Genomic DNA, 23,177 nt, shown 5'->3' with positions numbered 1-23,177 from the left:
GCGTCCCATGCCCAGCCGCGCTGCCCGGCGTGCTACGCATGACGCGGGCTCACGATGAAAAAAGCGCGGCGTGTAAGCGCCGCGCTTTTTACAAGGCCCGGTAAATGACGCCGGCACGGCGCGGACATCAGGTATCGGCCGGATGCGTGGCGGCATCGTTGCTCGTTTGCACGGCGTCGTGCTGGATCGTTTCGAGCAGTTGCTCCAGCAGTCCGATATCGAACGGCTTGGACAGCACGCGCACGTTCGCGTGCCGCGCGCGGTCGAGCTCTTCCGCGTAGCCGGTGACGAGGATGACCGGCAGCTGGGGGTCGAACCTGAGCACCGCTTCGGCCAGATCGATGCCGTTCATCTTGCCGGGCATGTGGATGTCCGACAGCACCAGATCGAACGGCAGCGGCTCGCCGGTGCTCGCGCGCTTCACGCGGGCGTCGTCGAGTACACGCAGCCCCGTGTCGGCGTTGAACACGCAGGTGACCTGATGACCCATCATCTGCAGCAACGCCTCGGTGCCGGCGGCGACTTCTTCGTTGTCCTCGACGAGCAGCACACGCAGACCCTGCGGCACGCCGCTTTCGGTCGCTAGCGCTTCTGCAGGTCCGGCCGTGTGCGGCTCGGTCGACGCGCGCGGCAGATAGAGCCGCACCGAGGTGCCCGCGCCGATCGCGCTGTCGATTGCCGCGAGCCCGCCCGAGCCCCCGCAGAACGCGAAGACCTGCGGCAACCCGAGTCCGGTGCCCATGCCTTTGGGCTTGGTCGTGAAAAGCGGCTCGAACGCGCGCGCGAGCACGTCGGGCGCCATACCGGCGCCGGTGTCCTCGAGCGACAGCTGCACGAACTCGCCGGTCAGCGGAAAGCCGTCCTCGTGACGGAACACGACATTGCTCGCGCGCACCGTGAAGCGCCCGCCGTTGGCCATCGCATCGCGCGCATTGACGGCGATGTTGATCAGCGCGAGCTCGAGCTCGGCGACGTCGACGCGCACCGGCCAGGTATCAACGCCGCTATTGATCACGAGCGACACCTTCGCGCCGAGCGACGCGCGCAGCAGTTCGCGGCACGACGGCAGCCAGCGTTCGAGCGACAGCGTCTCGGTGCGCAGCGGCTGCTTGCGCGCGACGCCGAGCAGTTGCCGCGTCAGCGACTGGCCGCTCTTCAGCGCGCGCTCCATCGCCGACAGTTCGCGCTCCAGTCCGCCGACGCCGCGCCGTCGCACGATCTGCACGTTGGCCGACAGGATCATCAGCAGGTTGTTGAAGTCGTGCGCGACGCTGCCGACCAGCGTGCCGAGCGCTTCCATCTTGCGCGACTGGCGGTACGCGGATTCGATCGAGCGGCGCATCGATGCCTCGGCCTGCCAACGCTGCCACGCTTCCTCTTCGGCGCCGAGGCGGCGCAGCGACAGCCAGATCACGCACCACAGCGCGATCGACGGCGTGAACATCGACAGGACCAGCACGCTCAGGTGCTTGTACCAGGCGGCCCAGATCGCCGACGTGCGATAGCCGCACAGCACGTAGACCGGATACGAGCCGACGTGCCGGAAGGCGACGATCAGGTTGCCGCCGGCGAAGCTCGAGCGCATCCGCACGACGCCGGAGCGCTGCCCCTGCCTGACCGCTTCGGCGAACGGCGAATCGGACGCGAGGGCGGTCGGCTCGCGTGGGCCGCGCGGGTAATGCGCGAGCACCGCGCCGTCGGTGCGCACGAGGCTCATGATGATCGGCGTAGCGTCGCTGCTGCCGAGCAACTCGCGATAGAACGCGTCGAAATAGCTGGGCCGCAGCGCGATCGACACGACGCCCGCGAACGAGCCATTGGGCGCCTGGCGCTCGACGCCCATGTTGAACACCTGCTCGCCGCTCACATGCCCCGGCATCACTTTCGACACGCGTTCCAGCGCGTTGCCGTCGCGGATGCCGACGAAATCGTCGCGCTGGCCGATCGAATTTTCCGGCGACGGATACAGGCGGCTGCTCACGAGCAGCGTGCCATGCTGGCCGAAGATCGACACCGAGGCTACCTGCGGATAGCCGCCGCCCATCGTGCGCAACTTGTCGTGAATCGTGTGTTCGCGCGCGCGAATGCCGTCGTCGTCGAGGCCGTCGGTCAGATCGACGATGCGCGCGTTCAGCGTCTCGTTCATGTCGAACACCTTCAACGCGTGTTCTTCGGCGACCCGCACCGTGCGCAGCGCCAGATCGGTGGCGTCGGCCTCGCGCGAGCGCAGATCGGCGAATGCCATCGCCGCGACGTAGACGAACGGCAGCACGATCGCCGCGACCAGCAGCGCGATCAGCGTGATGCGACGCACCTGGAAATTCTGTTCCGGCACGGCCGGAAACGACGCGTCGTCCTGCTCGCGGGCAGGACGACGCGAAAGACGGCCCGCGCGCGCGGAGTCGACCCGGTCTGATGTCATTGTCGTTGACGCGAAAAGTCGTTCGGATGTGGCAGCCCCGTATCGGGCCGTTGCCGGCACCATGCCGCCTTCAGAACAAGCATAGACGCAGCACGGAAAAATTTGCCGCAAAGCGTGGGGGATGGGCGTCCGCCGTGCCGGCCGTTCTTTAAGAGCGGCTTTAAAACAGCGACGAATCGGGAAGCGCAAACGTACACAAAAGGATAAAGATAAAAAAATGTCCGCCTCGACGATAGATCCATTTCTGAAATTCGCCTAGCAGAGAAACAGATCGTTACCGTCAGCGATTCTGGCGAGTTGCTTTTGCGCGACTTTACTTCGACAATCCTCGCCACGATAAAAGGGCCGTTGCCCCCTCTGTGCGCCGGATCGTCAAGGTTCGCCAAACGCGTCCTGCTGCATTCGCACCCCCTCTCGCCAAAGGCAATTGCAATTCGACAGGCGCCACTGTACCTGGTCGCGCATCGGTCGGCATCACGCGAAGGTGTGCCACCCTCCGCTGTCGTGACGAACGAAATACGCACACAACCAGGCGCGGAAAGCGCGCAGATGAACCAGCCGATTCCTTTATCCGACCCGCCCAAACCGCCCGACCCGCCGTTGCCATGCTCCCCATTGTGATCGCCGACGATTCGCTGCTCGCCCGCAAGTTGCTCACGAAGGCACTGCCGCCCGACTGGGCAGTCGACGTGTCCTACGCGACGAACGGGCACGAGGCGCTCACGCTGTATCGCGAGGGCAAGGCATCGGTGATGTTCCTCGACCTGACGATGCCGGACATGACCGGCTACCAGGTTCTCGAAGCGTTACAGCACGAGGACCTCAACACCTTCGTGATCGTCGTTTCCGCCGACGTGCAGCCACTCGCCCAGCAGCGCGTGCGCGAGCTCGGCGCGATCGCGTTCATCGCCAAGCCGGTGACGCCGGAGGCGGTCCTGCCCATCCTCAAGGAGTACGGCTTGTATGTCTGAGCCCGCCTTCACCGAAGACCAGCGCGACGCGCTACAGGAAATCGCCAATCTCGCGATGGGCCGGGCCGCGACGCGGCTCGCGGGCCTGCTCGATTCGTTCATCGAACTGTCGGTGCCGCGCGTGCGGATGGTCGCGGTGAGCGACGCGGCGCGCACGCTGCGCGAGATGACCCATATCGACGACACGGTCAGCGCGGTGCGTCAGGGCTTTCGCTCGGACATCAAGGGCGAGGTGCTGGTGATCTGTCGCAGCGACAGCATCGCGCAGCTGTGTTCGCTCGTCCGCGACCCGTACGCGCGTTCGAGCTACGAGGAGGTCGGCGAGCGCGAACTGATGCTCGACGTCGCGAACCTGCTGTCCGGCGCGTGCGTGTCGTCGATACTCGACCAGCTCGGCCGCACGCCGGTGTTTTCCGCGCCGGGCATGCTCGGCGACACGCTGACGCTCGACGAAGTGTTCCAGCCCGGCGTGCTGCAATGGCAGGTGGCGCTGCTCGTCGAAGTGAATTTCGCGCTCGAACATCAGAGTTTTCGCGCGCATCTGGTGATGCTGATGGCCGAAGAATCAATCCGTCACATGAATGAAGCGCTCGATGCGCTGCTGTCCAGTATATGAACGTCTCCGTGGAATCGTTGAGCGACCTCGTGGTCGAGCGGGTCGGTTTTGGCATCTTCGTGCTCGACCGTGAACTGAAGGTGCTGATGTGGAATCGCTTCATGCAGGACCATAGCGGCCTGTCGGCGGAGCAGGTGGTCGGCCACTCGATCTACCAGAACTTTCCGGAGCTGCCGCGCGTGTGGCTGTCGCGCAAGATCGAGAGCGTGTTTCAGCTCGGCAGCTTTGCGTTCAGCTCGTGGGAGCAGCGCCCGTATCTGTTCAAGTTCGATCACGACCGGCCGATCACCGGTGGGGTCGACTTCATGCAGCAGGACTGCACGTTCATGCCGCTGATGCGCGGTCGTGAAGTGGTGGCCGTGTGCGTGACGATCTCCGACGTGACGCATGTGAGCATCGTGCAGCGCGAACGCGAGGAGGCGGTTGCGAAGCTGCAGGAGTACGCGAATCGCGACGGACTGACCGGCATCGCGAACCGGCGCTTTTTCGAAACGCGGCTGCGCGACGAGTTCACGCGCTGGCAGCGCTACGGCGGCGAGATGTCGATGTTGCTGTTCGACCTCGATCACTTCAAGAAGATCAACGACCAGTTCGGCCATGGCGTCGGCGATACGGTGCTGCGTGTGATGGCGCAGCGCGTCGCCGGCGTGGTGCGCGCACAGGACACCTTCGGGCGCTTCGGCGGCGAAGAGTTCGCGCTGCTGCTGCCGTGCACGCCGCTCGACGACGCGATGCTGGTGGCGGAGAAGATCCGTCGCGTGATCGAGGAAACGCCGGTGGAGCTGATCGGCACCAGCGTGCCGGTCACGGCGAGCCTCGGCGGCGCGACGGCGCGCGCCGGGGTGCCCGCCTACGACGTCCTGATCAACGAGGCCGACGCGGCGCTCTATAGCGCAAAGCGTCAGGGCCGCAACTGCGCGGTCGCGTTCCGGCTCGCGGGAGCCTGATTCGCTAGCGAGGGCGGCGCGGTCGAGGCCGCCGCGCCGCGCCCGGCGCCCTTCCTTCCCGTCCCCCTATTGACCGGCGAAACTGCGGTCACCGGCAAAGATTGCTATACTTTTCGCCGTTTCCGGCCGCCCAGCCGGATGTTTCGCGCGTGTCCGCGCGCGCGGGCCCACTGCCCTGCGGGTCGGCATAAAAACCTCTTTGAACGCCTTTCAGCGGGCGCCTCCAGCGGAGATCGTCTTGGCTGTTTCCAATCTTGTCGTGGACGATACTGAAATCGACGCCGCTGCCGCCACGTCCGGCAGCTCGTTTTATCTTGCGATGCGCATCTTGCCGGCGGCGCAGCGCGATGCGATGTACCAGGTCTACGCCTTCTGCCGCGCCGTCGACGACATCGCCGACAGCGACCTGCCGCGCGCCGAGCGCGCGGCCGGGCTCGAGCAATGGCGCGCCGACATCGACGCTTGCTACGCCGGCCAGCCACGCGCGTCGCTGCGCGCGCTGACGCGGCACATTCACACGTTTCATCTGCAACGCGAGGATTTTCACGCAATGATCGACGGCATGGCGATGGATGCCGCCGCCGACATCTGCGCGCCCGACGACGCCACGCTCGACCTCTATTGCGACCGCGTCGCGAGCGCGGCCGGCCGTCTGTCGGTGAGGATATTCGGGATGCGTGACGAGCCGGGCCGGCTGCTCGCGCACCATCTCGGCCGCGCGCTGCAGCTCACCAACATCCTGCGCGATATCGACGAAGACGCCGTCATCAACCGCTGCTATCTACCGCGCGAGCTGCTCGCGCGCGAAGGCATCGCGGCCACGGACCCGCGGCAGATCGCTGACGATCCGACGCTGCCGCGCGTCTGCGCGACGCTCGCCGAGCGCGCGAAGCAGCACTTCGCCGAGTCCGACGCGATCATGGATCGCGAGCCGCGCGCTCAGGTGCGCGCGCCGCGCATCATGTCGGGCGTCTATCGCGTGCTGCTCGAGCGCGCGCTGGAGCGCGGCTTCGACGTTCCGCGCACGAAGGTCCGCAAGCCGAAGCTGCGCCTGCTGTGGATCGTCGCGCGTTACGCGCTTTTCTGAGCTGATGCCGAAGCTCGTCCACGTGGTCGGCGCGGGCGTGGCCGGGCTCGCCGCCGCCGTGCAACTGCAGCGGCGCGGCGCGCGGGTCGTGCTGCACGAAGCGCAGGATCACGCGGGCGGCCGCTGCCGTTCGTACTACGACGCGAAGCTTGGTGCGACGCTCGACAGCGGCAATCACATCGTGCTGTCGGCCAATGCCGCGACGCTCAACTACGTGCGCGCGATCGGCGCCGCCGACGAACTGGTCGGTCCCGCGCAGCCCGAGTATCCGTTCGTCGATCTGGCCACGCGTTCGCGCTGGAGCGTGCGTCTGTCGCCGGGGAGTTTGCCGTGGTGGATTTTCGATGTGCACGCGCGCGTGCCGAACACGGGCCCGACCGATTACCTGTCGCTCGTGCCGCTGCTGTTTGCGAAACCGGGCCGCAGCGTCGCGCAGACGATGCGCTGTCACGGTCCGCTGTGGGAACGGCTGCTGCGGCCGCTGCTGCATGTGCTGCTGAATCTGGAGCCGCGCGACGCCTCGGCCGAACTGACCGGCGAGCTCGTGCGCGAAACGCTGCTCGCGGGCGGGCTCGCGTGCCGGCCGCTGGTCGCGCGTAATGGTCTTGGCAGCGCGTTCGTCGATCCGGCGCTGCGTCTGCTGCAACATGGCGGCGCGACGATCCGGCTCGGTTCGCGTCTGCGCGACATCACGTTCGCGGCCGACCCGGCCCGTGTGCAGGCGCTGCATTTCGACGATGAGAGCATCGCGCTCGGCGCGAACGAGGCGGTGATTCTCGCGCTGCCGCCCGAAGCCGCGGTGGCTCTCGTGCCGGGCCTGCGCGCGCCGACGCGTTTCGCGGCCGTGCTCAACGTGCATTTCGCGGTCGAGCCGCCGTTCGGCCTGCCGCAGATCACCGCGCTGCTGAACGGAACGGCCGAATGGTTGTTTGCGTTCGACGACCGCCTGTCGGTGACGCTCAACGGCGCCGAGCGGCTCGTCGACACGCCGCATGACGTGCTGGCGGCGACCGTCTGGGCCGAGGTCGCGCAGGCGGTCAATCTGCCGGCCGCGCCGCTGCCGCGCTGGCAGGTGGTGATGGAATCGCGCGCGACGTTTGCCGCGCTGCCCGCGCAGGAGACATTGCGGGCGGGCACGCGCACTCGCTGGAACAATTTGCTGCTCGCGGGCGACTGGACGGCCACCGGCCTGCCCGCGATGCTCGAAGGCGCGATCCGCTCCGGCCAGAAGGCCGCGGATACGCTGCTGAATCAACCGATGGAACGCAGATGAACGACTTATCTCACACCCAGCCGCTCGACGCGGCGCTGCCCGAAGCCGCCGATGCGGCGCCGGACCTGGCCGAAGCTGCCGTGGTTGCCAACGCGCCCGCCGTGGCGGACGCATTGGCAACCGCAACGCCGGCGCCCGTGCAGGGCGCGAGCCCGCTCGACGCATCGATCACGCGCGCGACCGATGCGATCCTGGCCGCGCAGCAGCCGGACGGCCATTGGGTCTACGAACTCGAAGCCGACGCGACGATTCCGGCCGAATACGTGTTGCTGGTCCACTATCTCGGCGAAACGCCGAACCTCGAACTCGAACAGAAGATCGCCCGTTATCTGCGCCGCATCCAGTTGCCGAACGGCGGCTGGCCGCTCTTCACCGACGGCGCGCTCGACATCAGCGCGAGCGTGAAGGCGTACTTCGCGCTGAAGATGATCGGCGACCCGGTCGATGCCGAGCACATGGTGCGCGCGCGCGACGCGATCCTCGCGCACGGCGGCGCGGAACACGTGAACGTGTTCACGCGAATCTTGCTCGCCCTCTTTGGCGTGGTGTCGTGGCGCGCGGTGCCGATGATGCCGGTCGAGATCATGCTGCTGCCGGTGTGGTTCCCGTTCCATCTGTCGAAGGTGTCGTACTGGGCGCGCACGGTGATCGTGCCGCTGCTGGTGCTCAACGCGAAGCGGCCGCTCGCGCGTAATCCGCGCAAGGTGCGCATCGACGAGCTGTTCCGCGGCGCGCCGGTGAACACCGGCATGAACGAGCGCGCACCGCATCAGCACGCGGGCTGGTTCGGCCTGTTCCGTTGTGTCGATTCGGTGCTGCGCGCGGTCGATGGCCTGTTGCCGAAGGCGACCCGCGAGCGCGCGATCCGTGCGGCGGTCGCGTTCGTCGACGAACGGCTGAACGGCGAGGACGGCCTCGGCGCGATTTTCCCGGCGATGGCCAACTCGGTGATGATGTACGACGGTCTCGGCTATGCGGCCGATCATCCGCATCGCGCGATCGCTCGCAAGTCTCTCGACAAGCTGCTCGTCATCAAGGACGACGAAGCCTATTGCCAGCCGTGTCTGTCGCCGGTGTGGGATACGTCGCTCGCCGCGCACGCATTGCTCGAAACCGGCGAAGCGCGCGCCGAACAGGCGGCCGAACGCGGGCTCGCGTGGCTGCGTCCGCTGCAGATTCTCGACGTGCGCGGCGACTGGATTTCGCGCCGCCCCAAGGTGCGGCCGGGCGGCTGGGCGTTCCAGTACAACAACGCGCATTTCCCGGATGTCGACGATACCGCGGTGGTCGCAATGGCGATGCACCGCTCGGCGGCGCTCACGCAATCCGATGTCGATCGCGAAGCAATTGCCCGCGCGCGCGAATGGGTGGTCGGCATGCAAAGCAGCGACGGCGGCTGGGGCGCGTTCGAACCGGAAAACACGCAGTACTACCTGAACAACATTCCGTTCTCGGACCACGGCGCGCTGCTCGATCCGCCGACCGCGGACGTGTCGGGCCGCTGTCTGTCGATGTTCGCGCAGATCGGCGAGCTGCCGCAAAGCAGCGAGCCGGCGCGGCGCGCGTTCGACTACATGCTGCAGGAGCAGGAGTCGGACGGCAGCTGGTACGGCCGCTGGGGCCTGAACTACATCTACGGCACATGGACCGCGCTGTGCTCGCTGAACGCGGCCGGCATGCCACACGACGACCCGCGCATGCGGCGCGCGGTGCAATGGCTCGTGTCGATCCAGAACGACGACGGCGGTTGGGGCGAGGGCGGCGAGAGCTACAAGCTCGACTATCGCGGCTACGAGCGTGCGCCGAGCACCGCGTCGCAGACAGCTTGGGCGCTGCTCGGACTGATGGCGGCGGGGGAGGTCGATCACGAGGCGGTGGCGCGCGGTATCGCCTATCTGCAGCGTGAGCAGCGCGAGCATGGGCTGTGGGACGAAACCCGGTTTACCGCGACCGGCTTTCCGCGCGTGTTTTATCTGCGCTACCACGGCTATCGCAAGTTCTTCCCGCTGTGGGCGCTCGCGCGCTTCCGTCATCTGAAGCGCAATGGGCTCACGCGCGTCACGGTCGGGATGTGACGGATGTCCGTGTCGATGACGCCGTCCGTGGGGACGGGCGATAGCAGCTTGCCGGTGATCGTCGTGACGGGCATGGCGTTCGAGGCGCGCATCGCACGCGGCGACGGCAGCGTGCGCGTCGAAGTCGTGTACGCGGCGCGAGCCGATCTGCTCGAGCGCGCGCTGAACGCGGCGGTCGCTCGCGGCGCGGCGGGGATCGTCAGTTTCGGCACGGCGGGTGGGCTCGCGCCGGATCTGCAGCCGGGGGCGCTGATCGTCGCGGATGCCGTGCATGGGCCGTTCGGGCGTATCGACACGGATCGGCAATGGGCGGAGCGGATTGCCGCCGCCGTGACCAACGTCAGGACGGCCGAAGGGCTCGCGGGACGTCTGCGCCGTGGCGCGATGGCGGCAGTCGCCGCGCCGCTGATCACCGCCGAAGACAAACGCGCGCTGCACGAATCGACCGGCGCGCTCGCAGTGGATATGGAATCGCACATCGCTGGCGCGACCGCTGCCGCTCACGGTCTGCCGTTCGCCGTGTGTCGCGCGATCGTCGATCCGGCCTGGCGCACGCTGCCGCCGGCCGCGACCGCTGGTTTGCGCGACGACGGCAGCACCGCCCTCGGGCCAATTCTGCGCGAATTGCTGCGGCAGCCGTCGCAACTCGGCGCGCTGCTGCGACTCGCCGGTGATGCGCGCGCCGCGCGGACTACGCTGGTCGAGGCGCGGGAGGCCTTGGGAAAGGGCGGCGCGCTACGGATCGCGGGCGTCAGCAGTTGAGCGACGGGGATGGCGGTTAGCCATCCCGACTGCGTCTGGGGCCGGCAGCAAGTCGCTAGCGCGGGCGTGACCTACCCCTGGAGCGGCGACTCGAGTCTTCGCCCAGGTCCCTTAGGCGGTTGCGCAGCCGCTGGTTATCTGCGTAAAGCCCCGCAAATGCCAGTATGAACAGTAGCAGCGGAAACCACTGGCCGCTGTAGCGAATCAGCGCCCATGCGATCGCCGCACAGGCGATAGCGGCGAGCAGAAGCGCCACTTTATCGACGATCCAATTCATACCAATTCAGCTCGATGTAGCGCCAGACAGGCGTAGTGCCGGCGCGCTGGCCTGTTTGTCAGCACTTCCGGATGGCGATGGATGAATGCCAGCATCGACTCTGGAACGACCAATCCGAGGCGGGCCGTTGCAATTCGCGCAGTGACCGCCGCGCTGCTGGTGCCGCACATTATCGCTGCCTTGGTCGCGACGATCAGCGAACCGATGCATGCACCGACGTAGAACGCCGCACTTAGCGCGCCAGCGACGGATAGCGCCTCCAGTGTCGTTGTTGCGCCGATCAACTCGGCAACCGTTGCGCTAGGTCCAAGTGTCTTCAGCGCGTTGAGCATGGCCGTGATATTGGACGTCGCCGTCTCGAGAGTGCCGAACAGGCTGCTCGGCGAAGGAAGGCCCAACGCGTTCGTATTTGCTGCAAATGCACTCCTGAAGTTGCCACAAGTGACCGAATTCATAGATTGTCTGCCTCCGTCGTAGTTGGGGATGCCAACGTTAGATACCGACCGAGCCCGAACCAATCAGCGACTTCTTAAAAACTGCCGGGACAATGATGGACGTGCCTCCTAGCCATCGCCCGAAGCGGTTGACCACTAGCGGTGGTCCATCGTGAGCCCCCAAGACTATCAGCACGATTAATTATGCAATTTTGAAATACTAGGGAAAACCCCTACTTTTGGTACAATGCTAGTGTTAACCCTTAGGTTCCGGCGCATGACGCGCCCTCCCGGGAGCCTCAGACACGGAGTACCAAATGAATTTCCACACGAGAAAATGGGTCAAGCCCGAAGACCTGAATCCCAACGGGACATTGTTCGGCGGCAGCCTGCTACGCTGGATCGACGAAGAAGCCGCGATCTACGCGATCTCTCAGCTGGACAATCAGCGCGTCGTGACCAAGTTCATGTCAGAGATTAACTTCGTCAGTTCGGCACGCCAGGGCGACATCATCGAACTGGGCATGACCGCCACGCATTTCGGCCGCACGTCGATCACGCTGCGCTGCGAAGTGCGCAACAAGATCACACGCAAGAGCATTCTGACGGTCGAGAAAATGGTATTCGTCAATCTCGACGAAAACGGCGATCCGGTGCCACATGGCCGCACGCGTATCCGTTATGCGGACGAGCAGTTCGCTCACTATCGCGCGAACTCCAAGCCAGTGCCGCAAACGGCACCAGTCGCGGCGGTCGAGGAAGATCGGGGCGCGGCGCGCAGCGAGGTCGAGAGCCTGCACTGAGCGGGTTGCAGCGCTGCCCGCGGGCTTGGTCGGGCGACGTTTGGCTGTACTTCCCGCGGGGCACCCATCGAGGGCGCCCGCTGTGCCTTGGAGCGCTGGATCGACGTGCCCAGATCCCCTGGAGCGCTATTGCGGGGCCGACGCCGGCTCAGCAGGCACGGCTGGCGTAGCGCCCGCGCCACTGTCACCCGGATCGGTGTAGTTCGGCAGATCCCCGCTGGGCGCGTTGGTCGCTCCACCGGAAGCCCCATTGGGCGCCGGCGAGGACTCACCCGGATCGTTGTAATTCGGCAGCGCACCGGGCGCGCCCTTGGCCGCGCCGCCCGCTCCCGAAGCGCCATTGGGCGTCTCGCGCACATCGCCCGGATCGGAGTAATTCGGCAGGCCGCCCGCCGGCGCGCCTGCCGCTGGGGCGGCAGCCGGGCCCGTATCGCCGTGATCGTCGTAGTTCGGCAGCGGCGGAGGGTTATTGCTCGTGCCGCGCAGCCGCGCGAGGCGCTGCTGCAAAAAGGCATCACGAACGAACGAGTACTTGTCGAGCGCAGCCTGCTCCAGAAGGGTGGTCGCGCCGAGCAGATCCGAACGTGTGCTCACGAACTGCAGCACGTACAGCGGATTGCGGGTCGCGGGTTCGATATAGTTCAGCGGATTGAACTTCACATCGACGACGAGCCCCATGCTGTCGCGCACCGTGCTCGGCCCGAACAGCGGCAGCACCAGATACGGACCCGACGGAATGCCCCAATGCCCGAGCGTCAGACCGAAGTCCTGATGATGCTTGGGCAGGCCGGCCGGCGTCGCCCAGTCGAGCAGGCCGCCAATACCAAACACCGAGTTGAACGCGAAGCGCATGATGTCTTCGGTCGCATCGGTGATCTTCAGTTGCAGCAGCGCGTTTGCGGCGTTGGTGAGGTCGCCGAGGTTCGAGAAGAAATTGCTGACGGCGGTGCGCAGCGGCTGCGGCGTCACTTTCTGGTAGCCCTTCGCGACCGGCACCGCGATATAGCGATCGACTCCGTCATTGAAATTGAAGATCACCCGGTTCACCGGCTCGAACGGATCGCCCGGCTTGCGATCCGGAGCGGTCGCGCAGCCGGAAATGAGACCCGCGGCGGTGAGCGCCAGCGCGGTGTTACGCAGCTTCATGCTTATATTCCTTTTTGCTTCCCGCGACGTTGACGCGGCTTGCCCATCAGCACCGGCTGGAAAACCACTGCGCCGATCAGCGTGCAGAACAGCGAAAGCACGAGCAGCCTCCCCATGCTGGACGTGCCCGGATGGTGCGACAGCCACAGGCTACCAAACGCGGTGGCCGTTGTGGCGGCGCTGAACAGCACCGCATGCGTGAGGCTCGACTGCAACAGGCCGGTCTGGCCGTGGCGCCACGCCATCACGAAGTAGATCTTGAACGCGACGCCGACGCCGAGCATCAGCGGCAGCGCGATGATGTTCGCGAAGTTCAGCGGCATGCCGAATACCACGCACAGTTCGAGCGTGACGATCGCGGACACCAGCAGCGGCACCAGCGTGCGCAGCACGTCGCCGACACGGCGCAGCGCGACCCACAGCAGCACGGCGATCGACAGCAGCGCATAGACGGCCGCCTGCAGGAACGCCTTGATGATCGTGTTGGCCGAATGCAGGATCGAGATCGGTCCGCCGATCGCGCCCGGCTCCGCCCTCTTCACCGCGTGCGCGAAGCGCGCGAGCATCTGGTCGTCGTTTGGATCGACGCCGGGCGGCACCTTCGGCGCGATATCGACGAGCGCATGACCGCCCTTGCCGATCCACATCGCGGTGATGCCCGGCGGCAGGGTCTGCTGGGTTATTTCGGTCGGCTGCAGAAGGTTCTCAAGCTGCTTCAACGCGATGCGCAGCGTGTCGGACATCGCGACTTCGGCGCGGTCGCGCGTGGCGGCGTCGGCGGCGGCGAGCTTTTGCAAGGTCGCGGACAGGTGCTGCGCGTCCGCCGCGCCCGGGCCCGGATGGTCCTCGGCCGCGAGCGACAACTGATTCGCCGCGCGCTTCAATGCGGCGACGCGCAACTCGTCGGTGGCTTGCGGCGCGGGCTGCTGTTGCAGCGCCGGCAGCAGCTGTTGCGCGGCGCTCGCGATCAGCATCATCTTCTGCTGCTGGTCGGCCGGCACGAAGGTGCTCAACGTGTTGACGCGGCCCACTTCCGGCAGCTTGCGCAGTCGCTCGGCCATCGCGTTGGCGTCGGCAAGCGACGGCGCCAGCGCCTGCACGTTGTTCACCGCGGCTTCGGGCGAATCCTTCAGCGACAGCAACGTTGCCATCGACTCGGTGTGCGGGTCCTTCAGATGCAGCGGATTGAAGTCGAAACGCAGGTGCGTGAGCAGCGGTGTCGCGCCGATCACGACGAGCAGCGTGCCGATCAACACCGGCTTGCGATGGTGGTCGAGGAAGTCGTCGACGGGCTCGAGCTGCTTGAAACCGGGCGAGGCGACTTCGCCCGGCGGATTGAAGAGCTTCAGCAGCGCTGGCAGCAAGGTCATGTTGGTGAAGTACGCGACGAACATGCCGACGCCCGCGATCTGGCCAAGCTCCGACACGCCGCGATAAGCGGTCGGCAGGAACGAGAAGAAGCTCAGCGCGACTGCCACGGCCGCGAGCGTGAGCGGCACGCCGATGCTGTGCGCAGTGTGCATCAGCGCGGCCGACAGCCGGTCGTCGCGGTTGCGCTCCTCGCGATACTTGACGCCGAACTGCACGCCGAAATCGACGCCGAGCCCGACGAACAGCACCATGAACGCGACCGAAATCATGTTGAGCGCGCCGACCATCAACAGGCCGAGCGCGGCCGTAATCGCGAGGCCGACGAACAGCGTGATGAACACGGCCGCGATCATGCGGCCCGAGCGCAGCGCGAGCCACAGAATGATCAGGACGACGATGAAAGTGCCGATGCCGTTCAGCACCGCACCGTCCTGCACTGACGCGAACTCCTCGTCGGCGAGTGGCTGCTCGCCGGTCAGGCGGATCGTCGCACCGTAGCGCTCCTGGAGATGCAGCGAGACCGCGGTTGCGCGAATCGCCCTCGACGCGCTCGCGCCCGGCTCCAGCGCGTCGTAGTTGACGACCGGATGCACGACGACAAACGAACGCGCCGGATCGGTGGCGGCGCTTTTATCGACGAGAGCGCGCCACGAGAACGCGGCGGGCTGGCCGGCCAGCACGCGATCGAGCGTGTTCGCGCTTTGCGCAAGCAGCCGGCTCATGTCAGGGAGTTTGACCTGGCCGAGTTGCAGCGGCAGCAGCAGGGTCGTAGTCAGCGTGCCGGCGAGACCGGTCAGGCTCGGATCATGCGCAAGTTGATTGACGAGCGGGCGCGACTGCACGAGTTGCGAGGTGGTGGACATCACCTCGTCGGTGGACAGAAACAGCAGGCCGTTGTGTTCGAAGAAGGGGCCGCCGGCGGGCTGCGAGACCGACGTGAACTCCTTCGGATCGGCTCTGAGCGCGGCGGTCAGCGCGTTGGCGGCGGCGTCGGCGAATTCGGGCGCGCGCGCCTCAACCACCACCAGCACGGTGTCGCCACGGTCGGGGAAGGCGGCGTCGAGCGCGTTCTGGACTGCCGCCCATTGCTTGTCGGTCTCGATGAGACGGCTGATGTCCGTGTTGATCTTGAAGTTATGCGCGACGTATATGCCGCTCAGGACAGCGAGCACGATCGACAGCGCGATGATCCTGAGCGGATGACGCACCGAATACGCGACGAGACGGACGATAGATGACTTCAGCATGTAGGCGGACGTGGCCTTATCACGGGTGTTGTTTTTGACGAAGGTGCATAAGTATACAGAGCCCGGGCAAGCAAGCCCGACTTCGGTAGCAAGTACGGCTCCTGACGGCTTCGTCCGGATGGGAACGTAATCCCCGCTATACTGGTGTACCTCTCTTTAGCCGCGGGGCTGCGGCCCGTCGGCGCTACTTCTTTCGAGTCATGACAAGCGTATGAAACGATATCTGACTGCTTTTGTGGCTGCGGCCGTGGTATCCACGGCGGCGTTTGCGCAGAGCGCACCCGACGCGGTGGTAAAAAGTGCAGTCCAGGGCACGGTGACTGCAATGAAGGCTGACCCGCAGGCGCGCGGCGGCGACATGGCGAAGATCACCGAGGTCGTCCAGACGCACTTCCTGCCCGCCACCGACTTTCAGCGCACCACACGTATCGCGGTAGGCAAGCCGTGGGCGACCGCGACGCCGGAGCAGCAGAAGCAACTGTACGAGCAGTTTACGCTGCTGCTCACGCGTACCTATGCCGCATCGCTGTCGCAACTGCGCGACCAGGACGTGAAGTTCCAGTTTGCGCCGGTCAGCGTGCAAGGCGGCGCGACCGACATCGTCGTGCAATCGCACGTGATCAGCAACGGCGGCGATGACTCGATCGACTACCGGCTCACCAAGGGGCCGTCGGGCTGGAAGATCTACGACATCAACATGATGGGCGCGTGGCTGATCCAGGTGTATCAGACGCAGTTCGCCGACCAGATCGCCAAAGGCGGCATCGACGGGCTGATCAAATTCCTGACCGCGCATAATGCGCGCGGCGCGTAAGCGGGTCGGTCGACAGAAGTTTCAATCGGTAAAAGAAAAGCGCGGTGGCCTTGATTGGCCACCGCGCTTTTTTTCGAGCTGCTTGCGCTAACGATCAGGCGCAATAGAGGGGCGGCGCGCGGCCGCTCTCCTGTCGAACGCCTCAGTGCGCGGCCGTCGCGGTCTCCACCTTCTTGCCCTTGCCGGCGCGCGTGATTTCTTCGAGCTTGATCTCGACGTGACGCGAGAACACGTACTCGGCGGGACGCTGCTTGTCGAGCGGAATGTCCTGCGCGAACGCGCCCGTGGTTTTCGGGCCGCGCATGCTGACCTTCAGCGCCTTCAGCGGATGCGCAACCGTGTCCATCACGGCCGTCGCTTCGAAACCGCAGTGGACCATGCAGTCCGCGCACTTCTCGTAGTTGCCGGTGCCGTACTTGTCCCAGTCCGTGGTTTCCATCAGTTCCTTGAAGGTCTTCACGTAGCCTTCGCCGACCAGATAGCACGGTTTTTGCCAGCCGAACACGGTACGCGCCGGGTTGCCCCACGGCGTGCATTCGTAGGTCTGGTTGCCCGCGAGGAAGTCGAGGAACATCGCCGACTGGCTGAACGACCAGTTCTTGCCGTTGTTGCCGCGCTTGAAGATTTCGCGGAACAGCTGCTTGGTCTTGTCGCGGTTCAGGAAGTGCTGCTGATCCGGCGCGCGCTCATACGCATAACCCGGCGATACCGTGATGCCGTCGACGCCCATCGGGCCCAACGTGTCGAAGAACTTCGCCACGCGTTCCGGCTGCGCGTCGTTGAACAGCGTGCAGTTGATGTTGACGCGGAAGCCGCGGCGCTTCGCTTCGCGGATCGCGGCCACGGCCTTCTCGTACACGCCTTCCTGCGACACCGAGTGATCGTGCGCTTCCTTGTCGCCGTCAAGGTGAACCGACCACACGAAGTACGGATTCGGCTCGTAGTCGTCCATCTTCTTTTCCATCAGCAGCGCGTTCGTGCACAGGTACACGAACTTCTTGCGCGCCATGATGCCCTTGACGATCTGCGGCATTTCCTTGTGCAGCAACGGCTCGCCACCCGCGATCGACACGACCGGCGCACCGCATTCGTCGACGGCCTGCAGGCATTCTTCCAGCGACAGACGCTGGTTCAGAATCGGATCCGGATAGTCGATCTTGCCGCAGCCATTGCAGGCGAGATTGCAGCGAAACAGCGGCTCCAGCATCAGGGCGAGCGGATAGCGTTTGTTGCCGGAGAGATGCTGGCGCATGATGTATGCGCCGACGCGGACTTTCTGTAGCAGCGGAATAGACAAGGCGTCCTCCTTAAACTTCGCGTGCAGCGAGTGGTTGCATCAGTTTCGATGGCAACTTGAATTCGACTTTTTCTTCACGGCCCGCCATCGTCGTGACATCGACGGGCCCCAATGCGCGTAGCGCATCGATTACGTTTTCGACCATTTCTTCGGGCGCCGACGCGCCGGCCGTGATGCCGACCGTGTGCACGTTGGCGAACCATTCCGGCTTCACTTCGGAGCCGTCGGCGACGAGGTAGCTCGCCACGCCGCTCTCGCTGCCGATTTCGCGCAGCCGGTTCGAGTTCGAGCTGTTGGTCGCGCCGACCACCAGCAGTACATCGACCTCTTTGCTCAATTCGCGCACCGCCGCCTGGCGGTTCTGCGTTGCATAGCAGATGTCGCGCGTGTCGGGACCGACCATGTCGGTAAAGCGGCGCAGCAGCGCATCGATGATGCCGCGCGTGTCGTCGACCGACAACGTGGTTTGCGTCACGTAGGCGAGCGGCGCATCGACCGGCAACTCGAGTTTCGCGACTTCTGCCTCGCTCTGCACGAGCAGCACCGTGCCGGGGATCTGGCCGATCGTGCCTTCCACTTCGGGATGGCCGGCGTGGCCGATCAGGATCAGCGTGCGGCCGGCGGCCACGTACTGACGACCCTGTACGTGCACCTTGGTCACGAGCGGGCAGGTTGCGTCGAGCACGTCGAGGCCGCGCGCTTCGGCATCACGTTCGACGGTCTGCGCAACACCATGCGCGCTGAATATCGCGACGGCACCTTGCGGCACTTCATCGAGTTCCTCGACGAAACGCGCGCCCTTCTGGCGCAGATTGTCGACCACGTGACGATTATGGACAATCTCGTGGCGGACATACACGGGCGCGCCGTGTTGCTGTAACGCACGATCGACGATTTCGATTGCGCGGACAACGCCCGCACAAAAGCCGCGGGGCTGAGCAAGGATGACTCGCATAAGTTGGCGAACTCCGACTAACGCGGGTTTCGAAGAAGTCGTGAAACTGACTTTATCGCCGCGCTCATCTTGATTAGTTGACGTCTTGAGCCCCGGCGACCGGCCGGTACAGCAAAACCAAACGCGCATTCTAACGCTATCGGGGCCACTTTGCTTTTTGCTGCGGCCCGTGTGTTGGCCGCTTGCCGCAGCCGCCGGGCCGTGCGGAGGACCGGGGCGGCGAGCGTTACAACGATGTAAGGAGTCAGCGCGGGATTGCCTCGTAACGCGCCCGACCATGACCGCACACTGCACCGTCACGGCGGAACCCTTAAACTACCGATCCTTGCCGCGCGGACATCGCGCTGTATTACAGAATGGTTTCGAGGCTCGCTGGATGGACGTCGATCAGCACGAAAACTTTCCGATCGCGAGCGTGTTGCTGCCTAAGGCCCTACGCGCGCCTGTCGGTATTATCTATCAGGTCGTGCGCACTGCGGCCGATATCTCCGCCGAAGGCCAGTGGAGCGCCGCCGAGCGGCATGCCCGGCTGGCCGATTTCCGCGCCGGCCTCGACGCGATCGCGCAACGGCGCGCCGCGCCCGTGCATGCGCTGTTGTTCGGCAAGCTCGCTGGCGTGATCGCGCAATACGAGCTGCCGCTCGAACCGTTCTACGATCTGCTCGACGGGTGCGCGCAGGACATCGATACGAATCGCTATGCGGATCGCGCCGCGCTCGTCGACTATTGCCGCCGCTCGGCGCATCCGGTCGGGCATCTGCTGCTGCATCTGGTTGGGGCGGCGACGCCGCACAATCTTGCCGACGCCGACGCGATCTGCACGGCGTCGCAGCTGATCAGCTTCTGGCTCGACGTCACCGCCGACTGGCAACGACAGCACGTGTACCTGCCGCAAGCCGATTTGCGCCGCTTCGGCGTGACCGAGGCGCAGATTGCCGATGGTGTCGTCGACGATGCGTGGCGCGCGCTGATGGCGTATGAAATCGCGTTCGTGCGCGCCACGCTGGTCCGCGGCGCACCGCTCGCGCTGCGCATGCCGGGGCGGCTCGGCATCGAGCTGTGCGGCGCGGTGCATGCAGGCTTTCGGTTTCTCGAGCGCATCGAGCGCGCGGATTACGATGTGTTCCGCGCGCGCCCGGTCCTCAATCTGTTCGACTGGTGCGTGGTGGCGGGGCGCACCCTGAAAATGCGACTATCCAGACGCGTCGGCATGGCGGCGCGCTCAATCGAGGGTAATGCTTAATGGCGGCGGTCCTGTTCGTTCTTTCGTGTGTTTCCCTGCTGATCTGGTGCGTGCTGCTGTTCGCGCGTGGCGGCTTCTGGCGCGCGCGCCCCGCCGCGCCGCTGGCCATCACGGCGCGCGACGCATGGCCGGCCGTCGCGGCCGTCGTACCGGCGCGCAATGAAGTCGACGTAATCGCCGAGGCGGTCACGTCGCTGCTCGAGCAGGACTATGCAGGCGCGTTCCACGTGATCGTCGTCGACGATCACAGCACCGACGGCACCGCCGACGCCGCGCGTGCCGCAGCGCTGCGGCTGCAATGTCCGGAGCGCCTCACCGTGCTGAGCGCGAAGCCGTTGCCCCCAGGCTGGTCTGGCAAGGTGTGGGCGCAGTCGCAGGGCATCGAAGCGGTGCGCACGCTCGATCTGCCGGCCGAATTCCTGTTGCTGACCGATGCCGACATCGGCCATCCCGCCGAGGCGTTGACGCAGCTCGTCGCGCGCGCGGATGCCGAAAAGCGCGACCTCGTCTCGCTGATGGTCCGGCTGCGCTGCGATTCGTTCTGGGAAAAGGCGCTGATTCCGGCCTTCGTGTTCTTCTTCGCGAAGCTGTATCCGTTCGCGTGGGTCAACAATCCACGCAACCGCACCGCGGCCGCGGCGGGCGGCTGCATGCTGGTGCGCCGCGCGGCGCTCGAGGAAGCGGGCGGCATCGAGTCGATCCGCGCCGAGCTGATCGACGATTGCAGTCTTGCCGCGCGCATCAAGCATCGTGGCACCGGCCGTCATCCGATCCGGCTCGATGTGGCGGCGAAGAGCGTGTCGCTGCGTCCCTACGATAGCTGGCGCGACATCTGGAACATGATCGCGCGCACCGCGTTCACGCAGCTGCGCTACTCGCCGCTGCTGCTCGCGGGCACGCTCGTCGGCATGGCGATCATCTATCTGTTGCCGCCGGTCGCGGCGTTGATCCTCGGGCCGCTCGTCTGGCCGGCCTGGATCGCGTGGGCGGCAATGTGCTGCGCCTATGCGCCGATGCTCGTCTACTACCGGCGCTCACCGCTGTGGGCGCCGTTTCTGCCGCTCGTGGCGCTGTTCTATGTCGGCGCAACGTTCGCATCGGCGGTGCGCTACTGGCGTGGCAAGGGTGGGCAGTGGAAGGCGCGCGTGCAGGCGCCGGTGCAGGAGCGCTGAAGTCTGTCGATGGCCGATGCGCTCGTCGATTGCAGAAGGCAGGCGTAAAAAAAAGCGGCTCCAGGCCGCTTTTGTTATGTACGCGCGTTTCATCACGCGTTCGTCAGCATCATGTACATCTGGATCACGATGTCCGGCGAGAACGTGAACGGCACCCAGCCGTGGCCGGTGTGGCGCATCACCAGCAAGCGGTCGCCGTTCGACTGCTTCTGCACGGCCATCATCGGATTCTTCGTCGAGACGAATTGCCATCCCGGCGGGATGCCTTGCGGCTGCTCCGGCGTCATCGACGCCCGTGCGTTCGACAGTTCCTCGATCAGCCGGCTGATCTGGTCCGGGCGTAGCGCGACGGTCTGGTCGCCGATCGTCATCGTGATTTCGTCGCGCGCGGGGCGGTTGATTTCGAGCGTCGGCTGGAACTGCGGGGCGGCCGGCTTATCGATCGCTTCGGCGTGCGTTTCTGCGTTTGCTTCGGTGCTCGCGGGCTGTTCCGCTGCCGCTTGCGCCGCTGCTTCGTGCGCGGCATGCTCCACCGCCGCGGGCGATGCCGCAGCGTCAGCGCTTGTCTCGGGAGTGTTCTCGGCCTGCGTGGCCACGACAGCCTGAATGAGCTGATCGACGCCCATTTCCAGCGCGCCGAGCTGTTCGTGAAGATTCATGCGAGGTTTCTCAGGTAGGACCCGCGATTTTACCTGCTGCGCGCGGGCTTGGACCCGTCGCCGGCGCGGGACTTGTAACAAAATGCTTACGGCCGCTGTTCAGCCCTTCACTTAACCGTTCACTTGTCCCTTGATCACCGCTTCAGATACCCCGCCTGCCGGAACCATTCGAGCGCATCGGCGAGCCCCTCGCGATAAGGCCGCGCCCGATACCCCAGCTCGCGTTCCGCCTTCGCCGACGTGAAATACATCTTGTTCTTCGACATCTTCAGTCCGTCGACGGTGACGAAAGGTTCGCGCTTCGTGAACTTGGCGACCGCTTCCGCGCCCATCGCGAGCGGATACAACGGCCAGCGCGGCAGGCTCAGTGTCGGTGCCTTGCGGTCGGTCAACGCCGCGATATCGGCGAGCATCTGCTGCAACGGCAGATTTTCGCCGCCCAGAATATAGCGCTCGCCGATCTTGCCGCGTTCGAGCGCAAGGAAATGACCGGCGGCGACGTCGTCGACGTGCACGAGATTCAGCCCCGTATCGACGAATGCGGGAATCTTGCCGAGCGCCGCCTCCAGAATGATGCGCCCGGTGGGCGTCGGTTTCACGTCGCGCGGGCCGATCGGCGTCGATGGATTGACGATCACCGCGGGCAGACCGTCCTCGGCGACCATGCGCTCGACCGCGCGCTCGGCGAGCACCTTGCTGCGCTTGTAGACGCCGATCGCCTGGTCGGCGCGAAGCGGCGAGGTTTCGTCGGCGGACTGGCCGGAGCTCGTCACCTTCAGCGTGGCGACGCTGCTCGTATACACGATGCGTTCCACGCCTTCCTTCAACGCCGCGCGCATCGTCGCCTCGGTGCCTTCGAGATTCGCGCGCTCGATCTCGCCGGGGTCCGGCGCCCACAGCCGATAATCGGCGGCCACGTGCAGCAGATAGCGCACGCCGCGCAGCGCGTTCCGCATGGATGCTTCGTCGCGCATGTCGCCGACGACGATTTCCGCGTCGAGCGATTCGACGTTCTTGCGCGGACTCGTCGCGCGCACCAGCACGCGTACGCGAAAGCCCTTGCTCTGCGCGATGCGCGCCACCGACGAGCCGACGAAGCCGGACGCGCCGGTCACGAGCACGAGATCGCGATGCTGTTCGGTCATTCTGTTTCCATTTCCTGCGTGACGGTCGACGGATTGTACGTGGCGCGCGCAAAGGATGGGCGTTGCCGAGCGCGCTCGCCGCGACGCGACTAGAATGCCGGCTTGAAAGACTGTCAGGCATTAAAAGGAGGTAGCGGCATGGCCCCGGATCTGGATGAGCGGATCGAAACGTATTACGCGCGGGTGCGCGGCACCGTGCAGGGCGTTGGCTTTCGCCTTGCGACGGTGCGCCAGGCGCACGCACTCGGCATCAAGGGATGGGTCGCAAATCTCGACGACGGTTCGGTCGAGGCGATGTTGCAGGGACCGGCCAATCAGATCGACCGGATGTTGTCGTGGCTGCGTCACGGACCGCCGGCGGCGCGCGTGACCGAAGTGAGCGGCGAGGAGCGCGCGACGGACAGGCGTTACGAGCGCTTCGAACAGCATTGAGCTCGAGCTGCGCGAGTTAAAAAAGCGGC

At 65.5% G+C, this 23,177-nt stretch carries 21 protein-coding genes; 12 read left to right on the top strand and 9 right to left on the bottom strand.

What is annotated here, in order from left to right; genetic code table 11:
* Nucleotides 1-127: 127 nt before the first annotated feature.
* Nucleotides 128-2,422 (bottom strand): response regulator, encoded by a 2,295-nt coding sequence (locus tag OKW29_RS17540; RefSeq protein ID WP_429291920.1) that lies wholly within the window; start codon nt 2,420-2,422, stop codon nt 128-130.
* A gap of 605 nt (nt 2,423-3,027) precedes the next feature.
* Between OKW29_RS17540 and OKW29_RS17535 the strand changes: the two genes are divergently transcribed.
* The 7 genes from OKW29_RS17535 (at nt 3,028) to OKW29_RS17505 (ending at nt 10,153) form a co-directional block, all read left to right on the top strand.
* Nucleotides 3,028-3,393 (top strand): response regulator, encoded by a 366-nt coding sequence (locus tag OKW29_RS17535; protein ID WP_090808122.1) that lies wholly within the window; start codon nt 3,028-3,030, stop codon nt 3,391-3,393.
* Nucleotides 3,386-4,009 carry a chemotaxis protein CheC gene (locus OKW29_RS17530; RefSeq protein ID WP_184031036.1) on the top strand — a complete coding sequence of 208 codons (624 nt, stop codon included), beginning with the start codon at nt 3,386-3,388 and terminating at the stop codon, nt 4,007-4,009. The genes OKW29_RS17535 and OKW29_RS17530 overlap by 8 nt, the downstream gene beginning before the upstream one ends.
* Nucleotides 4,006-4,956: a sensor domain-containing diguanylate cyclase gene (locus OKW29_RS17525; RefSeq protein WP_184057708.1), complete on the top strand. Its 951-nt coding sequence runs from the start codon at nt 4,006-4,008 to the stop codon at nt 4,954-4,956. The genes OKW29_RS17530 and OKW29_RS17525 overlap by 4 nt, the downstream gene beginning before the upstream one ends.
* Before the next feature lie 238 nt (nt 4,957-5,194).
* The gene (gene hpnD, locus OKW29_RS17520; protein WP_429291919.1) at nt 5,195-6,043 is read left to right on the top strand and encodes a presqualene diphosphate synthase HpnD; all 849 of its coding nucleotides are present in this window, start codon (nt 5,195-5,197) and stop codon (nt 6,041-6,043) included.
* A gap of 4 nt (nt 6,044-6,047) precedes the next feature.
* The gene (hpnE, locus tag OKW29_RS17515) at nt 6,048-7,316 is read left to right on the top strand and encodes a hydroxysqualene dehydroxylase HpnE (RefSeq protein ID WP_429291918.1); all 1,269 of its coding nucleotides are present in this window, start codon (nt 6,048-6,050) and stop codon (nt 7,314-7,316) included.
* Entirely contained in the window at nt 7,313-9,391 is a 2,079-nt protein-coding gene (gene shc, locus OKW29_RS17510) for a squalene--hopene cyclase (RefSeq protein ID WP_429291917.1), read from the top strand. The genes hpnE and shc overlap by 4 nt, the downstream gene beginning before the upstream one ends.
* A gap of 3 nt (nt 9,392-9,394) precedes the next feature.
* The gene (locus OKW29_RS17505; RefSeq protein ID WP_184030923.1) at nt 9,395-10,153 is read left to right on the top strand and encodes a phosphorylase; all 759 of its coding nucleotides are present in this window, start codon (nt 9,395-9,397) and stop codon (nt 10,151-10,153) included.
* 55 nt (nt 10,154-10,208) lie between these two features.
* On the opposite strand, the gene OKW29_RS17500 is transcribed toward OKW29_RS17505, so the two are convergent.
* Entirely contained in the window at nt 10,209-10,430 is a 222-nt protein-coding gene (locus OKW29_RS17500) for a hypothetical protein (RefSeq protein WP_429291916.1), read from the bottom strand.
* A complete protein-coding gene (locus tag OKW29_RS17495; protein WP_429291915.1) occupies nt 10,427-10,885 on the bottom strand; it encodes a hypothetical protein in 459 nt (152 codons plus the stop codon). Before OKW29_RS17495 ends, OKW29_RS17500 begins: the two co-directional genes overlap by 4 nt.
* A gap of 296 nt (nt 10,886-11,181) precedes the next feature.
* Here OKW29_RS17495 and OKW29_RS17490 point away from each other — a divergent pair, with 296 nt between their 5' ends.
* Nucleotides 11,182-11,667 carry an acyl-CoA thioesterase gene (locus OKW29_RS17490; RefSeq protein ID WP_090808106.1) on the top strand — a complete coding sequence of 162 codons (486 nt, stop codon included), beginning with the start codon at nt 11,182-11,184 and terminating at the stop codon, nt 11,665-11,667.
* A gap of 126 nt (nt 11,668-11,793) precedes the next feature.
* Here the strand turns inward: OKW29_RS17490 and OKW29_RS17485 are convergent, their stop codons facing one another.
* Together OKW29_RS17485 and OKW29_RS17480 are read right to left on the bottom strand one after the other, a co-directional pair.
* The gene (locus OKW29_RS17485) at nt 11,794-12,813 is read right to left on the bottom strand and encodes an MlaA family lipoprotein (protein WP_429291914.1); all 1,020 of its coding nucleotides are present in this window, start codon (nt 12,811-12,813) and stop codon (nt 11,794-11,796) included.
* Nucleotides 12,814-12,815: 2 nt separating this feature from the next.
* Nucleotides 12,816-15,431 carry an MMPL family transporter gene (locus tag OKW29_RS17480; RefSeq protein ID WP_429291913.1) on the bottom strand — a complete coding sequence of 872 codons (2,616 nt, stop codon included), beginning with the start codon at nt 15,429-15,431 and terminating at the stop codon, nt 12,816-12,818.
* A 211-nt stretch (nt 15,432-15,642) separates the two neighbouring features.
* On the opposite strand from OKW29_RS17480, the gene OKW29_RS17475 reads away from it, so the two are divergent.
* A complete protein-coding gene (locus OKW29_RS17475) occupies nt 15,643-16,245 on the top strand; it encodes an MlaC/ttg2D family ABC transporter substrate-binding protein (protein WP_184073454.1) in 603 nt (200 codons plus the stop codon).
* Nucleotides 16,246-16,387: 142 nt separating this feature from the next.
* On the opposite strand, the gene hpnH is transcribed toward OKW29_RS17475, so the two are convergent.
* Nucleotides 16,388-17,542: an adenosyl-hopene transferase HpnH gene (hpnH, locus tag OKW29_RS17470; RefSeq protein ID WP_018423996.1), complete on the bottom strand. Its 1,155-nt coding sequence runs from the start codon at nt 17,540-17,542 to the stop codon at nt 16,388-16,390.
* Nucleotides 17,543-17,552: 10 nt separating this feature from the next.
* Nucleotides 17,553-18,497 (bottom strand): 4-hydroxy-3-methylbut-2-enyl diphosphate reductase, encoded by a 945-nt coding sequence (gene ispH / locus OKW29_RS17465; RefSeq protein WP_090808097.1) that lies wholly within the window; start codon nt 18,495-18,497, stop codon nt 17,553-17,555.
* Between the two features lie 376 nt (nt 18,498-18,873).
* Between ispH and hpnC the strand changes: the two genes are divergently transcribed.
* Complete coding sequence (gene hpnC / locus OKW29_RS17460) at nt 18,874-19,740, top strand: squalene synthase HpnC (protein WP_429291912.1); 867 nt, start codon at nt 18,874-18,876, stop codon at nt 19,738-19,740.
* A complete protein-coding gene (locus OKW29_RS17455; RefSeq protein WP_429291911.1) occupies nt 19,740-20,912 on the top strand; it encodes a glycosyltransferase in 1,173 nt (390 codons plus the stop codon). The genes hpnC and OKW29_RS17455 overlap by 1 nt, the downstream gene beginning before the upstream one ends.
* A 92-nt stretch (nt 20,913-21,004) precedes the next feature.
* Here OKW29_RS17455 and OKW29_RS17450 read toward each other — a convergent pair whose 3' ends face one another.
* Nucleotides 21,005-21,571, bottom strand: a complete 567-nt coding sequence (locus OKW29_RS17450) for a hypothetical protein (RefSeq protein ID WP_187630212.1) — start codon at nt 21,569-21,571, stop codon at nt 21,005-21,007.
* A gap of 134 nt (nt 21,572-21,705) precedes the next feature.
* A complete protein-coding gene (gene hpnA / locus OKW29_RS17445; protein WP_184073459.1) occupies nt 21,706-22,716 on the bottom strand; it encodes a hopanoid-associated sugar epimerase in 1,011 nt (336 codons plus the stop codon).
* 138 nt (nt 22,717-22,854) lie between these two features.
* On the opposite strand from hpnA, the gene OKW29_RS17440 reads away from it, so the two are divergent.
* The gene (locus OKW29_RS17440) at nt 22,855-23,148 is read left to right on the top strand and encodes an acylphosphatase (protein ID WP_187617609.1); all 294 of its coding nucleotides are present in this window, start codon (nt 22,855-22,857) and stop codon (nt 23,146-23,148) included.
* Nucleotides 23,149-23,177: the final 29 nt, after the last annotated feature.

The organism is Paraburkholderia sp. CI3 (assembly GCF_050436505.1).
GTDB lineage: Bacteria > Pseudomonadota > Gammaproteobacteria > Burkholderiales > Burkholderiaceae > Paraburkholderia > Paraburkholderia tuberum.
The sequence above is the reverse complement of the archived record's forward strand: the minus strand, read 5'-3'. Positions and strand labels throughout refer to the sequence as shown.